Source organism: Dyella choica, assembly GCF_003977665.1.
Lineage (GTDB): Bacteria > Pseudomonadota > Gammaproteobacteria > Xanthomonadales > Rhodanobacteraceae > Dyella_B > Dyella_B choica.
The window spans coordinates 388,493-404,182 of sequence record NZ_RYYV01000002.1 but is presented as its reverse complement, the minus strand read 5'-3'; the positions used below and the strand labels follow the sequence as shown (position 1 = coordinate 404,182).

10 protein-coding genes are annotated in these 15,690 nt (G+C 65.0%); all 10 read left to right on the top strand.

Annotated elements, in window-relative coordinates; all coding sequences use genetic code 11:
- From vgrG to EKH80_RS04240, 10 genes are read left to right on the top strand one after another with little or no spacing between them, the layout of a single operon-like run.
- Positions 1-1,788: a type VI secretion system tip protein VgrG gene (vgrG, locus tag EKH80_RS04285; RefSeq protein WP_126683482.1), complete on the top strand. Its 1,788-nt coding sequence runs from the start codon at positions 1-3 to the stop codon at positions 1,786-1,788.
- An 8-nt stretch (positions 1,789-1,796) separates the two neighbouring features.
- Positions 1,797-2,096: a PAAR domain-containing protein gene (locus EKH80_RS04280; RefSeq protein ID WP_126683481.1), complete on the top strand. Its 300-nt coding sequence runs from the start codon at positions 1,797-1,799 to the stop codon at positions 2,094-2,096.
- 2 nt (positions 2,097-2,098) lie between these two features.
- Complete coding sequence (locus tag EKH80_RS04275; RefSeq protein WP_126683480.1) at positions 2,099-2,509, top strand: GPW/gp25 family protein; 411 nt, start codon at positions 2,099-2,101, stop codon at positions 2,507-2,509.
- Between the two features lie 13 nt (positions 2,510-2,522).
- Positions 2,523-6,554, top strand: coding sequence for a baseplate J/gp47 family protein (locus tag EKH80_RS04270; protein ID WP_126683479.1), 4,032 nt, complete (start codon positions 2,523-2,525; stop codon positions 6,552-6,554).
- Positions 6,551-7,357, top strand: a complete 807-nt coding sequence (locus tag EKH80_RS04265; protein WP_126683478.1) for a hypothetical protein — start codon at positions 6,551-6,553, stop codon at positions 7,355-7,357. The genes EKH80_RS04270 and EKH80_RS04265 overlap by 4 nt, the downstream gene beginning before the upstream one ends.
- Positions 7,354-9,906: a hypothetical protein gene (locus tag EKH80_RS04260; RefSeq protein WP_126683477.1), complete on the top strand. Its 2,553-nt coding sequence runs from the start codon at positions 7,354-7,356 to the stop codon at positions 9,904-9,906. The genes EKH80_RS04265 and EKH80_RS04260 overlap by 4 nt, the downstream gene beginning before the upstream one ends.
- Entirely contained in the window at positions 9,903-11,750 is a 1,848-nt protein-coding gene (locus EKH80_RS04255; protein WP_126683476.1) for a contractile injection system tape measure protein, read from the top strand. The genes EKH80_RS04260 and EKH80_RS04255 overlap by 4 nt, the downstream gene beginning before the upstream one ends.
- Positions 11,734-13,095, top strand: coding sequence for an ATP-binding protein (locus EKH80_RS04250; protein WP_126683475.1), 1,362 nt, complete (start codon positions 11,734-11,736; stop codon positions 13,093-13,095). The genes EKH80_RS04255 and EKH80_RS04250 overlap by 17 nt, the downstream gene beginning before the upstream one ends.
- Positions 13,092-15,455 (top strand): Ig domain-containing protein, encoded by a 2,364-nt coding sequence (locus EKH80_RS04245; RefSeq protein ID WP_126683474.1) that lies wholly within the window; start codon positions 13,092-13,094, stop codon positions 15,453-15,455. Before EKH80_RS04250 ends, EKH80_RS04245 begins: the two co-directional genes overlap by 4 nt.
- Positions 15,452-15,649, top strand: a complete 198-nt coding sequence (locus EKH80_RS04240; protein WP_126683473.1) for a hypothetical protein — start codon at positions 15,452-15,454, stop codon at positions 15,647-15,649. Before EKH80_RS04245 ends, EKH80_RS04240 begins: the two co-directional genes overlap by 4 nt.
- The last annotated feature ends 41 nt before the right edge of the window (positions 15,650-15,690 follow it).

Sequence of the window (15,690 nt, the reverse complement as noted above, 5' to 3'; positions counted from 1 at the left end):
ATGGCCGATTCTCCCAACGCCAATACCGACGGTCCCGTCCGCGTCAGCGTCATCGCTGGCGGTGCAGCGCTTACCACGTTGCCAGTCGTAGCCGTTACCGTGCGCCGTGCGATCAACCGCATCTCCTGGGCCGAGATCGTGCTCGCCGACGGCGACATGCCCACCGGCCAGTTCAAGCTGAGTGACGCGGCCACCTTTGCGCCTGGCGTCGAGCTGACCATCAACGCCGGTTACGGCAACAGCGAGGCGCCGCTGTTCACCGGTATCGTGGTGCGCCATAGCGTGAAGATCGAAGGCAATGGCAGTTCGCGCCTGGTGATCGAATGCCGCGACGCGGCCGCCAAGATGACCATCGGACGCAGCAATGCCAACTACTTGCAGCAAAAAGACAGCGACATCATCAGCAGCCTGATCGGCAACCATGGCCTCTCGGCGGACGTGGCCAGCACCAGCACCCAGTACGACGAACTGGTGCAGTTCTACTGCAGCGACTGGGATTTCATGCTGGCGCGCGCCGACGCCAACGGCCTGCTGGTCAACGTCGACGCGGGAAAGGTGAGCGTGAAAGCGCCCAAGACCTCCGGCTCGGCGGTGCTGTCGACGACCTGGGGTATCGACTTGATGTCGTTCGAGGCGGACATCGATGCACGTACCCAGTACACCGCGGTGCAGGCGGTATCCTGGGATCCCAAGCAACAGGCGGTAGTGCAGGGCAGTTCGGCCAGCCCCGTCAGCCTCAACGCGCAGGGCAATCTTAGCGGCGCGACCTTGGCGCAGGTAGCCAGTCCCGCTACTTACATCCTGCAAACCGGCGCCACCCAGCCGATGGCGACCCTGACCGACTGGGCCAAGGCCGCGCAACAGAAGGCCGCCCTGGCGCGCATTCGGGGGCGCATGCGCTTTCGCGGCAACGCCAGTGCGGTGCCCGACAGCCTGATCGAGGCGAAAGGCGTCGGCGCGCGTTTCAGCGGATCAGTCTACGTGTCGACAGTTGAGCACAACCTCAGTAACGGCAGCTGGACCACGGAAGTGGAATTCGGCCTGCGGCCGTTCTGGCACGTGGAACGCGAAGACGTCACTGCGCCGCTCAACGGTGGTTTGCTGCCCGGCGTGAGCGGCTTGCAGATCGGCGTGGTGCTCAAGCTCGACGGTGATCCGGAAGGTGAGCAGCGCATCCAGGTCAACGTGCCGGTGCTGCAGGCGCAGACCCAGGGTGTCTGGGCGCGGCTGCTGCAGTTCTATGCTTCCAATGCGTTTGGCGCGTTCTTCCTGCCGGAAGTCGGCGATGAAGTCCTGCTGGCCTACCTCAACGGCGATCCCAGTCATCCGGTGGTGCTCGGGTCGCTGTACAGCAGTTCGCGCAAGCCGCCCTACACACTCGAAGCGCAGAACAACACCAAGGCGATCGTCACACGCTGCCTGCACAAGATCGAGTTCAACGAGCAGGACAAGATCATCACTGTAATCACGCCGGGCAAGAACCAGGTGGTGCTCGACGACAAGAACCAGTCCATCACCGTGCAGGACCAGCACAACAACAGCATCAAGCTGTCCAGTGCGGGCATAGCCTTGAACAGCCAGTCCGACATCAAGCTCACCGCGCAGGGCGGGGTAACGATCACCGCGAATGCGGCGATCAACATCAATGCCCAGGCCGAGCTGAAGGCGACCGGGCTCAACGTCACATGCGAAGCCCAGGTGGGGTTCACCGGCAAGGGCTCGGCCACCGCCGAGCTTTCCGCCGCCGGACAGACCACGGTCAAGGGCGCGATGGTCATGATCAATTGAGGTATCCGATGCCGCCTGCCGCCCGCCTGACCGATATGCACACTTGCCCGATGGTGACGCCGGGCGTACCGCCGGTGCCGCACGTTGGCGGCCCGATCAGCGGGCCGTGCGTACCCACCGTGATGATCGGCAAGCTGCCGGCGGCCGTGGTGGGCGACATGGCCACCTGCGTCGGCCCGCCGGATTCGATCGTCAAAGGCTCGGCCACGGTGATGATCAGCGGGCGGCCGGCCGCGCGTATTGGCGACACCACGGCGCACGGCGGCAGCATCGTGCTCGGCTGTCCCACGGTCATGATCGGAGGTTGAACATGGCCGGCTTCCTGGGGCGTGGGTGGAGTTTCCCGCCGCGGTTCGACCCGCGGACCAAAGAGGTGGTGATGGTGGCCGACGCGGACGACATCGCCGAAAGCCTGCGCATCCTGCTGGCTACGCACCCGGGCGAACGGGTGATGCTGCCCAAGTACGGCAGCGACTTGCGGCGCATGGTGTTCGAGGAAGCCAGCGAGCAGACCGTCACCCAGATCAAGGAGGCGATCCGCAAGGCGATCCTGTTCTATGAGCCGCGCATCAGCCTGAACCGGATTGATGCCCCCTTGGTCGACGCGATGAACGGAAGACTTCAGATCCTGATCGACTACACCATTCGCAGCACCAACACGCGGCACAACCTGGTCTATCCGTTCTACCTGCACCAGGCCACCAATCCGGTGCGAGCCTGAATCCGGTCATGCCATGAGCGCAGGTACGCAACAGGATCAACGCCTCTCCGCCGCACTCCGGCCCGGCTATATCGTGCCGGACGAGATTACGCTGGCCGAGCGAATTCGCCTCACGCTCGGGCTTGCGGCGCAGTTGCGTTTTGCCACACGCGACGGCAGCGATGCCGGCTGTTGGGACGATGCGCTCAAGCGCGATGAAAGCGTCTTGCTGGCCGAAATCGCGTCGTTCCCGCTGGCGAGCGTACAGGAAGGCTTTGCGCAGGCATGGCCATGGGCCGGCGAACGCCATCTGTGGTGGCGAGTGCGCCAGTTGCTGTTCCGTTTCGACGACTGGTGCCAATGGCTTGCCCGGCACGATACGCCAACGGCGACGCAGCTGCTGCAGGCGATGATGGCGGCCGTCGGCAGCGGTTTGCGCGATGGCTTGCAGGAAGCAGTGCGCTGCTACGGCATGGAGCAGGTAGAAACCAGGCGGTTGCATCCGGTATGGCGCGTGGATGCAGGCAATGCAGGCGCGGTCGTCGCCGAAGGGGATGCCAGTCAACGCACGCAAGTGTTGCGTCGTCTGTGGGGGGCTTTGTGCGTGGCGATTTCTCGCCTGCGTCCGTTGGCTCTGGCGCAATTGCCTCAAAGCCTGCTCAACGGCAAGCATGAACCGGCGGCCGGGCTGTTGCTGGCTGCATTGCAGCTGTATCAGGAATCGCGAACGGTGATCAACCGCTTTCCCGAGCGCGTCACCGATTTCTATTACCTCGACTTGCTGCGCATGCGTTCGCGGCCGCCGACGCATGAGCGGGTATATTTGCGTTTCGAACGCGATCCGCGTTTTGCCGCGCCGGTGCAGGTATCGCGTGGCGCCTGTTTTGTCGGCGGCAAGGACATCGACGGCAAGGCGATCGAATTTGCCGCCGAGCAGGCGCTGGAGGTTACCGATAGCGCAGTGGCGGCACTTTACAGCGTAAGGCTGGAGCGTGATGCACTGATCTCGCCCGAGAAGGATTTCGCTTATGCGACCAGGGTGATGGCGCAGGCGATTGCGCTGATGCCGCCGGATGCGGCCTACGCGGAAAACCCGCCCTGGTGGCCGCTGCTCGGCGGCCATGCGAAAGGTTCCGCGGCGAATGCGCAGAATGCGACGCTGGGCTTTGCGCTGGCCTCGCCGATGTTGGCGCTGAAGGAAGGCGATCGTCGCGTGCAAGTCTTGTTGCGCCTGTCGCACCCTGCCAACGATGACGAAGCGTTGGCGAGCTTGCTTCGCTGCAATGAACAGCAACGCGATGCGGCGTGGCTGGGACGGGTGTTCGCGGCGCTTGATCGCAGCGAAGCGCGCCATCATCCCAGCCGTCGCCTGTCATCGGACTTGGCCAGCGTCGAGCAACGGGCGAATGCCGCCTGGTCGCGCGCGCCGCGTCCGGCAGGCGATGTGCGCTTGTGTTATCTGCTTGCGTGTTGCCTGGCAACAGATGACATACGGCAGTTCCATCAAAACCTGGGCCGTCTGTTCGCGGTATGGCTGATTGCCGGCCGCGAGGAATTGCATCCGCTGGATGTGGAGGCCTTGCGCAAGCATGCGGCCGGCTTGCTCGGCAACGATGGCCTGGCGGTGGTCGAAATCGATGATCCATTGATCCTGATCCATCCGCATGAACACGCCGATGGCGATGCGGCAGGCCATGGCTTGCCCGATCGCGGATTGATTTTCGAGCGGGTCTTTCGCGGCGTCTGGCGCGCCGAGTTCAGCGTGGTCGGCGGCTGGCTGGTACCGGGTGACGTGTTGGCGCGGCGGCGCAGCGACGCCGGGTTTGGCTTCGGCGGCTCGATCGAACTGCTGATGCACGTGGGCCAGGAGCAACCGCCGATCGTGCCATGCAAGGCTGCCGTTCACGGCGATATGTGGCCGGCGCAGCCGGCGCTGAGGCTTACTCTGCAGAACCGCACGCGGCTGTATGCCTATAGCCTGCTGCAGCAGTTGATCCTGCATGACATCGTGCTGTCCACCCAGGTCACCGGCGTGCGCGACATAGTGCTGTACAACCAGCTGGGCCGGCTGGATGCGGGCAAGCCGTTCATGCCGTTCGGACCGATTCCGGGCTTGGGTGCCTATTGCCTGTTCGGCAACGAAGAACTCGCCGCCAAGCCGTTGCGGGCGCTGCGGGTAAACCTGCGTTGGGGGCAACTGCCGGCTGAAGAAGGCGGTTTTGCTACGCGCTATCACGGCTATCCGGGCGAGTGGTCGGCGGCGGCCTTCCAGGTCCGCCCGGAGCTGCTGCGCGATGGCCAGTGGCGTGGCGGCAGCGGCGACTCCATGAGCCTGTTCCGCGGCGAGCGCCACGTGCAAGACACCGTCACCCTGTCGTTGCCGGAAACGGACCTGGCGCTCTATCACCGTCCCCAGACGCGCGTTCCCGAGCCATTCGTCTACGGCACCACCACCCGCAACGGTTTTTTCAGGCTGGAACTGTGCGCGCCGGGCGCAGCTTTCGGCCATGCCTTGTATCCGCGCCTGCTGTCGGAAGCGCTGACCGTCAACGCACGCTTGAAGCGCGCCAAACTGAAGGTGCCGTTGCCGCAGGAACCCTACACTCCTGCGGTGGAGCAGATCTCGCTCGACTACTTCGCCAGCCAGCGCATTTCGCTCAATCAGATGGCGCAGGCGTCAGCACCGGGGCGACTGTTCCACCTGCATCCGTTCGGCCACGACATCCCACGCGCGCGGCCAGGCATGGACGGAGTGCCGTTGCTGCCCCGCTATTTCAACGACGGCAACTTGTACCTGGGGCTGTCCGGCTCAAACCCTGCTGGCGCGCTCAGCTTGTATTTCCATCTGCGTGCGGAAAGTGCAGAGGAATGCTGGCAGGCGGCATTGCCACAGCTATCGTGGGCAGTATGGCGTGAAAAGGGCTGGCGCACGCTGGAAACCGATCGCACGCTGGCGGACGGCACGCTGGGCTTCCTGCGCAGCGGCATCGTCTTGCTCGACCTGCCGGATGGCATGAGCTGCGATTGCCCGCAATTGCCCGGCAGTTGCTATTGGCTGCGCCTGAGTGCCGATGGCGTGCTTGAGCGCCTGGCTGGTTTGTACGGTGTGTATACCCAGGCGGTGACGGCGCGGCGGGTGCATCCGCGGCGCGCCAACGAGCCGTGCACATCGCTGCCGCCGGGCACCATTCGCACTCCGCTGCACCCGATCGGCGGCTTGCGCACGATCCAGCAGGTGGGACCGTCATTCGGGCTGGGCCAGCCGGAAGCGGCCGACATGCTGCGGGTACGCAGTGCCGAGCGTTTGCGCCACAAGAACCGGGCCAGCACGCCATGGGATTACGAACGTCTGCTGCTGGACGCATTCCCCACCGTGTACAAAGTGAAATGCTTCGCCAATGGCGAGGCGCCGACCGCGGCCCTGTCCGGCCAGCCCGGAGGGGCGCTGGTGGTAGTGGTGCCCGCGCCGCGCCAGGGCGCGTTGTTCCACAGCACCGAGGCGCCGCGTTTCGACGCGGCGGTGCTGGAGGAAATGGCTTCCCATCTGCGCGAACGCAGCGCGCCCGGCATACGTATCGTGGTGCGCAACGCGGTCTATGAGCGCATCCAGGTGCGCTGCGCTTTGCGTCTTGCTCGCGGTGTGCACCCGGGCGCGGCGCTGATCCGCATCAACCAGGTCATCGTCGAATTCCTCTCGCCATGGCATGCCGACGGCTGCCGCGCCAACTTCGATTGGGACGTGCGCGCCGAGGCGATCGAAGCACGCTTACGCGAACTGGACGAAGTCGAAGTGGTGGGTGCCATGTCGCTGCTGCATATCGTGCGTAGCGACAGCAACACTTATCAGTTGCTGGATACGGCGCGTGCCCGCGACGGCGCCGCGGTGAGACAGGTTCGCCCCGTGCAACCCTGGAGCCTGGTCTTGCCGACGCCGCGCCACCTGATCGAATTGATCGGCGTGCCATCTACGCGCGGCGTACAGGCCACCGGCGTGGGCAAGCTTGAAATCGGCGGAACTTTCATCCTGGGCAGCGCGCCGCCGGCCACCGGGCAGGGGACGCCATGACCATTCGCAACCGAGAGTCGCTGCGAGGCTACTTCAGCGACGGCGCGCTGCCGACGCAGGAGCATTTTGCCGACCTGATCGACTCGATGCTCAACATGAGCGACGAGGGATTCCGCAAGTCGGTCGAGCGTGGCTTCGAAGTGTCCGCCGCTGCGGGTTACGAAGCCTTGCTGAGTTTCTTTCGCGACCAGGATCCGGACCAGCCCTTGTGGTCGGTAGGTTTCGGCGGAGCGCAAGGGCAGTTGCTGATCCGCAGCAACACCGAACCGTCACAGGAAGCCCAAGCGGAAGCCGCCACGCCATTGTGGTGTCTCGATCCGGCCGGGCGCATCGGCGTCCGCACTGCCGCACCCGAAGCCACCCTCGATGTCGACGGCGTGCTGCGCAGCAAGGGGCGGCGCGGCAGTTATGCGCGCGCGACGCCCAAGCCTTTGCCGGCGGACGGCGAATGGCATGACCTGACCGACGACCTGGAGGGCTGCCAGGCGTTCGAGCTGACGGCCGGTGCCGGTCACCAGGGCAAGGGAAGGTTCGCCCTGATGCACGCAGTCGCGCTCAATACCTACAACCCCACGCTGGGCATACTCGATTTTCTCAATCGCAAGCGCGGCATCCGCAGCACCAATGCGTTTTACGCGCGTCGCTGCGACCGCCTGCAATTGCGTTGGCGCGGCAGCAGCGGCCGCAATGCCGCGTACCGATTGCAGATACGCACCGGTTGCGATTATGGCCGTGGCATCGTGATCAAGGCGCACGTCACGCAGCTGTGGTTCGACCCGCACATGGACGAGGGGCAGCGGTGAACGCGCGGATCGATGCCAGCACGGGTATTGCAACTCCCGCTACGGACCCCGCCAAACCGTCAGTGGGGCCTTCGCCCGCGCTGATCGCGCGGCATCGCGGCGATGATCCGTTTGCCTACGAGGCCCTGCGCGATCGGGCGCTGACCTTCCTGCAGGCGCTCAGCGGCGAGCAGTGGACCGACTTCAACTACCACGACCCCGGCGTCACCCTGCTGGATGCGCTGTGCTATGCGCTGACCGAGAATCTATTCGGCGCGCAGCAGCCGCTGGTGGATCTGCTGGCGGCCCCGGACGGTCGCATCCATTACCGTCGGCTGGGCCTGCGCGCGGCGGAAGAAATCCTGCCGTGCCGGCCCTGCACAAGCATGGACTACATGCGCTGGCTGCTCGACCGCGTGCCGGGCGCGCTGCAGGTGCATGCCTCCTTGCCGGACAGCAATGGCCTGTGGCGCATGGACCTGGAAGCGCTTACCACGCACGCGGAAACGGCTACCGCTGCGGCGGCGCGTGCATATTGGGCGCAGCGCAGTCTCGGCGAAGACCTGGCGGCCTTGCCCAGCGTACTCAAGCCGCGCTGGTGCACGCTGCAATTGAACTTGAGCATCGAGGGTGCGCGCACGCCGGAGGAGATTCTGGCCGAGTTGGTGGCGCGCTGCGCCGAGCACATCGACGCGGCTCCGCGGCGCCTGTCGCTGATGGCTCGCCTGGTTGCGCAGGATGGCGCGGTATCGTTGGCCGACGCGTTGGACGGCCCACGCATGCGACAGGGTTGGATCGATACCGACAGCCTCGAACGCGACCTGGAGAGTCGGGTGTATTTCGGTGATCTGGCACGCATTGCGCTGGGCGTCGATGGCGTGCTCGAAGTCAGCGACATCAGCCTGGACGCGCATGGACTGGATGGTTCCGGCGGCGCCTTGCCACGCCATGGGGATGATTGGGTATTGCGCCTGCGCTGGCCGGACCAGCCGGAAGCGGTGGCGGCGTGGCAGATCAAGCGACGCGGCGTGCCGATCGGGATCGCGCAGGATGCTTTGCTGCAGCGCCTGGACGACCTGCGCCGCAATGCCGATGGCCGCGCCGCCGCCGACAGCGCGCCCACCGCGACCGGCTCGCCGTTGGCGCGGCCACAAGGTGAGTATCTGCCGCCTGAGGCGTACGTATCGCTGCAACATCAGTTGCCGCCCATTTATCGCGAGCGCGTCGATCTGACCGGTGCGCCCATCCATGCGGCGGAAGCCGCGCAATTTCATGCCTACCTGGCGCTACTGGAGCAATGGCTGGCGCACGGCGATGCGCAAACCCACCATCTGCGCAAGCTCTATACGATGGTCGGCAAACCGATGGCGAGCTACGCCTGGCAAGTGCTCGGCGACGAGCACATCGCCGGGCTCGATGTGCTCTACACGATGGATCGCGAGCAGATTCGCGAAAACGTGTTCGCCTCCGCCGACGATGTGCTGGAGCGGCGCGGGCGTGTGCTCGACCACTTGCTCGCGCTGTACGGCGAGGGGTGCTGGCAGGGCAGCATTCGCCCGTTCGGCTGGTATTTCGGCGCCGAGGCGTGGCGCCGGCATCTGTTCGAACAGAAACGCCTGATGCTGCTACGTATCGCCACGCTTACGCGCGACCGGCATGGCGCTATCGACTACAGCCGCCGTTCGCTCGGCCGACGCGGCAATACCTCGGCACTGCAGCAGCGGGCAAGTCTGTTGCTGGCGTTCAAATATCACCACAGCCGCCTGCTGCTGCCCGCCATGAGCGAGGCGCAAATCGGATTGACGGCGGAAGCGGATGCTGCTGCCGCCACAGACGCGCTCCCGGCGAAAACGCAGCCGCCCGTGCTGTTCAGTCCACGCCGCCAGCGGGTGCTGGATAGCATGGGCAAGGATTTGGCCGGCGCCGCACGGGTCCTTGCCTTGCACTTTCCCGAGCTGGACCTGCGCGCATTGCCTCCCGCGCTGTTGCGTAGTGCAGTTCATGCAGAGCGTTATAAGCACATGGATGCGGGTGCCGTCTGGCTCGCCAGTGACGACAAGGGGCCTTGCTGGCGCCTGCAGCTACGCTCTGCGCGCCTTTCGCCGGAAGCGGCAGCGATCTGCCTGCATGAATTCGCCTGCCGGCTGCAGCTCGAATGCGAAGGCTTTCACCTGGTCGAGCATGTCTTGCTGCGTCCACTCAGTGGTAGCGACCCGGACATACCGGATGACTTCTACCGTTATCGCGTGACGGCCGTGTTTCCGGCATGGACCGCGCGCGGAAACAGTGCATCGTTCCGCCGCGTTGCGATGGAAACGCTGGCGTTGAACGCGCCCGCCCATTTGCGCTTGCAGACTTTATGGCTGGACGCTGCGGCGCTGCTGCGATTCGAACGCAGCTATGCGGCGTGGCTGGATGCCAAGCAGGCGCATTGTGCGGCGATGCTTTCCTCGAGCGGCGAGCGCGACGCGGCAGAGCGCCGCCTGGAGGACTGGACGCGCCTGCTGCGCTGGCTGCTGTGGCGGCACCTGGAAGCGGTCAGGCCCGATGACGCGAGGGGCGCCGCATGAGCCGCCATGTGATCGAAACCCTGCAGTGGTCGTGCCGCAGCCATGACCGCCATGCCGGTCTGGCGCAACAGCAGCGATTGAGCGAGTTTCTGCGCGGCCCGGGCGCGCGGGTGCTGGATGCGCTGTTCGAGCGTTTGTCCGCACGCGGTGAAGTGTGGCGTATCGATCAACTGGAGATCGAGTTGGGGGATCTGACTACGACCGCCGACACCGATGCATGGGGGCGACGATTGGAGGAGGCGGTCGACATCGCCTTGCAGCGCCTGCAACAGCAGGATCTGGCCGATGGCCGTGCCAGAGCATCGGCAAGCCACGTCGATGATCGGGAGCTGGTGCATTTCCTGTATTACCTTGAACATGGCCGGCTGCACTGGTCGATGGCGCCGCAGGCCGCAGGCGCCATGGCCGATTGGCTGACCAGCCTGACGCGGCGCCTGGGTCCGCGGCTCTGGCCGGCGCTACTACGCTTGCCGCACGCCGACCGTACGCTGCGCCGGCTCGGACACATCACGCCATGCCACGGTTTGCAGGCCTTGCTGGCCTTGCGCCATGCCGAGCTGGCGCATGCGCTGGAAGATCTGGACAGCAGCGTGCTGGAACCGCTGCGCGCGCAAGGACGCCTCAGCACCTATCAGCTTGGGCAAGTGCGGCAAGCCTGGCGCGTAGCTGGCTTGCATGCTTTGTGGGGGCAGGGCGGAAGTATCTTAGGCATTGCACGTGTACAGCGTTTGATGGCTGCCTTGGGTGGCACGCTGCTCGCGCAATTGGGTGAAAGCGAGGCCTTCCGGATCGGCATCTTGATGGATGCGGCTGCGCCGGCATGGGGAGCGTCGGGCTTGCGGCGCAGTTTGCTGCGCGGCGTGCAGTCGCGCCTGCTGGGCCCGCAACCCGACTTGCACTGGCAGGCACTGCGCGATGAGGCCGACAGCGCTCATCGCGAAGCGGCGGCCAGCAAACCCATGGAAGAAGTGATCCTCAGCGCGATCTGGCATGAATCTCTGCGCCAGTTCGCCCTTGCGCATCAGATGGATCCTCGCGTGCGCGAGGCGGGCCTGGGGCTTTCGCCCTTGCAGACCTATCTGCTCGACTACAGCCTGGCCTACCTGGGTGAAACCGATCGCGTGCCGCAGGACCATGTTGCCTGGCAGGGCGTATGGCAAAAGGCCCTGCAAGCCTTGGCCGAAGAACCGGCTGCGGTCGATCCGCTGCTTGCGGGCGGCCGGCCCTCATCGTCGCCCTCGCGCGTATCGGCCGAGCAGGCTGAACCACCGCGCATTCGCACAAGCCGCAATGGCGACGGCACCATATCGCCCGCCGACGACCATCCGGACAACGAAGCGATCTACATCGCCAACGCGGGCCTGGTGCTGCTGGCCAATTACGCGCCGCGATTGTTCGGCATGCTTGGCCTGCTCGAAGGCGATGCATTCGTGGATGAAGAGGCGCAATACCGCGCTGTGCATTGCCTGGCGTATCTCAGCGACGGCCATGCCGATAGCGAAGAGCACGAATGGGTGCTCAACAAATTGTTGTGCGGCGTGCCGATCGACGAAGCGGTGCCGCCGGCGCTGCCGCTGGATCACATCATGCCCACGCTCGACAGCCTGCTGTCCGCCGTGGTCGCGCACTGGAAGGCCCTGGGCAGCACCACGGCGCGAGGATTGCGCCAGACCTTCATGCAGCGTATCGGCCGGCTGGTCGAGCACGAAGCGCACGAGGGCGAACACTGGCGCCTGAAAGTCCAGCCCGGTCCGTTCGACGTGCTGCTGGACCGGCTGCCCTGGAGCTACGCAACGATCAAGCTGCCGTGGATGAAAGGAGCGATCCATGTCGACTGGCGTTGACGATCGCTACGCGCTGCATGCAGCGGCTCTGAGCCTGGAGCTCGACTGGCTGGAAGCGGTGCTCAACCTGCGCCTGGAACAGCATTTTCAGCAGCAGGCACAAGGATTTGACGCAGCGCCGCCGCCGCCGTCTTTGCCACCCGGCAGCGCGCTGGCCCAACTGATTGACGAGCAGGGCCTGCTTGCGGCCGAACGCGCCGTGCTGGCGCTGGCCCTGGCGCCGCACCTGCGGCCCGGCGTGCTCGATCTACTGTTCGTGCGCAACCAGAACCTCGATCGCGGCTTCACCGAATTCGGCGGCTGGAAGGCGCAGCGCCATGGCGGTTTCCTGCCCACCGGCGAGACCGCGGCGTTCCTGGTGGCCGGCGACGATCTCGCGCGGCGCATCGCGCTGTTCGACCTGTTCGATCCGCAGCGTCCCTTCATGGCTCGCGACATCCTGCGCCTGGACTGCGAAGGCGCCAGCAACGAGCCGCAACTCAGCGGTGCGCTGAGCGTCAGCGCTGAAACATTGCAACGCCTGCAGACCGGTGTATGGCACAAGCCCGACTACAACATCCAGTTCCCGGCCAAGCGCATCACCACCGACCTCGACTGGTCGGACCTGGTGCTGACCGCGGACGTGTTCGACGAAATCAGCGTGATCCAGACCTGGATGCATCGAGGGCCCGAACTGATGCGCGACTGGGGCCTGGGCCGCGCGGTCAAGCCCGGCTATCGCAGTCTGTTCTATGGACCGCCAGGAACGGGCAAGACGCTGACCGCGACACTGCTGGGCCAAAGCGCCGGCGTGGACGTCTATCGCATCGACCTGTCGATGGTGGTGTCCAAGTACATCGGCGAGACCGAGAAAAACCTGGCGCGCGTGTTCGACCAGGCGCAGAGCCGGCATTGGGTGCTGTTCTTCGACGAAGCCGATGCGTTGTTCGGCAAGCGCAGTGCCGTGCAGAACAGCAACGACCGGCATGCCAACCAGGAAATCGCCTATTTGTTGCAACGAGTGGAGGACTTTCCCGGGGTGGTGATTCTGGCCAGCAATTTGCGCGGCAACATCGACGAGGCGTTTTCGCGCCGCTTCCAGTCGATGGTGTATTTCCCGATGCCCGACGCCGACCAACGCCTTCGGCTATGGCGCGGCCTGCTGCCGCAGAATGGGCGTCTCGCGCCGGACGTCGACCTCGAGGCGATCGCCGAACAGCACGTACTGTCGGGCGGTGCGATCGTAAACGTGTTGCGCTTCGCTGTGCTGCAGGCCGCGCGCAGCGGTACGGCGCAAGTCGGCGCAGCCCATTTGCGCATGGCGCTGGCCAAGGAATTGAGCAAGGAAGGGAGGACGGTAGCATGATGCCGTTCCTGTTCTCTGGCAGCAGCTTACGTAAACTCGTTCTGCGTTGCTGCGGCATAGTGTTGATGATGCTTGCCATGGCGCCGGGCGCGGCAAGAGCTGTTTCCTGCACCAACGTAGACCCGTTGCAACTGGGCAGCAGCGTGACGACATTGCCGGATGGCACGATCGGCCAGCCGTATCACTACGTCATACGCGCTACCGGTGGCGTGCCGCCATACAGCTATCACTCCGGCAGCCTTCCGCCCGGCATTACGCTCAGCACCGACGGCACCTTGGCCGGAGCGCCGAGTTCCTTGCCGTATATCGCGGTATTCATGGCCAGCGTGCGCGATCACCATGGCTGCACGGCGCAGCAGACCTATCGGCTGACGATCATCGCGCCCTGGCAGCCCGCGCCGCCGGTGCGTCCAGTCCCGCCGGTACCTCCCAAGCCGGCGCCGCCCAAGCCGCCGCTGCCGCCCAAACCGTTGAGTACGTTGCCGCTCGCCGACACCTTGGCGGCGCCGTCTTCACCGGAGTCCGAGATGGACACGTACATGCTCTCCGACGCCATCTTCAAGGACAAAGACGTCCTCGATGAGCTGAAGCAGATGTCCGCGGATGCCGCCAAGGCTGGCGGCGAGGCGCCGGCCGACGAAGCGGATGACAACGGGCAGGGCGATCCGAACGACGACACCGCCCCGCAAGGCGATGCCGCGATCGAGGACGACGCCAAGGCGCAGTTCCAACGCATGCTGGAACCCTTGCTCGGCGTGGAGTATCCCGGGCGTGAGCTGTTCGCTGCAGCGCTCGATACGCGATTGTGCCGCTTCTCCGAGGCACTGATCGTTGCGGCCGCCAGCAAGCAGGGGCGCCCGGCGCCGACCATCAATGCAAGCGATTGCCCGCCCGACTGGGCGAAGCTGGCCAAGCAGGACGACTACCTGCCACGCGACCCGCTGCCATGGAAACAGCTGCCGCAATGGCTGATGAGTCCGGCCTTGCGCAACCTGCTGATCGACAAGGCCATGGAGTCGCATTCGCTGTTGAATCCGGCGGCACCCAAATGGAGTGGCAAGGGCTGCGGCTGCGTACGCGAGCTCACCGGCGAGGTCTACGGCTTCTATCCGTTCTGGCACAACCAGGACCAGCCGGTGCGGCTGGATTTCAGCCTGCTCTCGCGCATCAGCGTGTTTGCGCTTTGGTATAAGGACAATGGCGACCTGGTCGAGCCGGCCTGGAATGCTTCCCCGCAAACCGATTTCATCGTCGAGGCGCAACAACACCGCACCGCCCTGGACTTCACGATTTACCACAACGATTGGCAATTCCTGAAAACCGCCGGTGACGACGACATTGCGCGCAGCACCACGCGATTGGCTACGGAGGCGGCCGATTTCATCGACACGCCGCTTCCCGACCTGGCCTCGCGCAGCCATGCCTGGGTGCCGGGCTTTGCCCGCGTCGAGCGTTACGGCAACGGCCTGACGCTCTACCTGGACCGGATCCCGGACGCGAAAGATCCGCTGCGTCCGGCGTTCATTCGCTATCGCGATCAGCAGATCCAGGCGCTGATCAAGGAATTGCGCCAGCGTAGCCGCCCATACGTGCTCAACATCGTGCTGCGCGATGCGGACCTGACCGCCCCCGATGCGAGTTGGCAAGTCGCCGAAATGAACCAATTCGTGCGCCAGGCCGAAGCCCCCTCTTCGCGCGGCCAGTATGCCGCCGGCGACAGTGCCCGCTACCTCAGCAACACCAATCTTACGGTGCGTTATTTGCTGCTGCTGACGCAGCCCACCGAACGCAGCATGCGCGATGTGATTTCCACCATCGACAAGGACCAGAGCCTTGAAGAGGTGGATACCCGCATGCTGCTGCACCGCGTGGTTCCGATTGTTTCCAGCGGCGCCCACAGCGAATACGAACTGACCGAAAACCTGGCTTACGCTTCCGACAACTTCGGCGGCACCGGCTTCTGGGCCGCACCGGACATGGGGCAGAAGTCCGGTCCCATGATCGCGGGGCGCATCCGCGCCATGTTCCTGGCGCGCCACCTGCGCACGGAAAAGTTGAACGCATGGATCTGCGATTACCGCTGGCCGTTGCGCATGGCCGCCGAAGGGCTGTTGTTGCTGTGGCTGATCGCGTTCGCGTTCTACCGGTCCAGCTGTCGCATCCGGCAGGTCGGCCTGCCTTACCAGTTGGGTCTGTTGCTGGGCGCCATCGCCTTCCTGGGGTTGGGGGCCTTGCTGCTGGTGGGTGACCCGGCCCTGGTGCAGGTTCGCCGGGGCAATGCGCTGCTGGGCGTGCTGTTGGTGGCGCTGATCGCCACGATTGCCTATCACATGCTCAAACCAAGGGTGGAGAATCCATGAAGACGAACAAACCGACGCAAACCAAGATGGCCGCCGAACCGGCGGCGGGACAGGGCGAGGGTGCGGGCGCGGTGCAGCGAAAGCTGGCCGCAACGCCCAGGCAGGCGAGCGAAGCGGCGCATATCGCGCAGCTCAAGGGTGACGCCAAGCCGAAAGGAAAAACGCCGCCGCCGAAGAAGGGCAAGGACAAGTAACGGGATTCGGCCGGGCGTGGCCATGACGCCGTCGCGGGTGC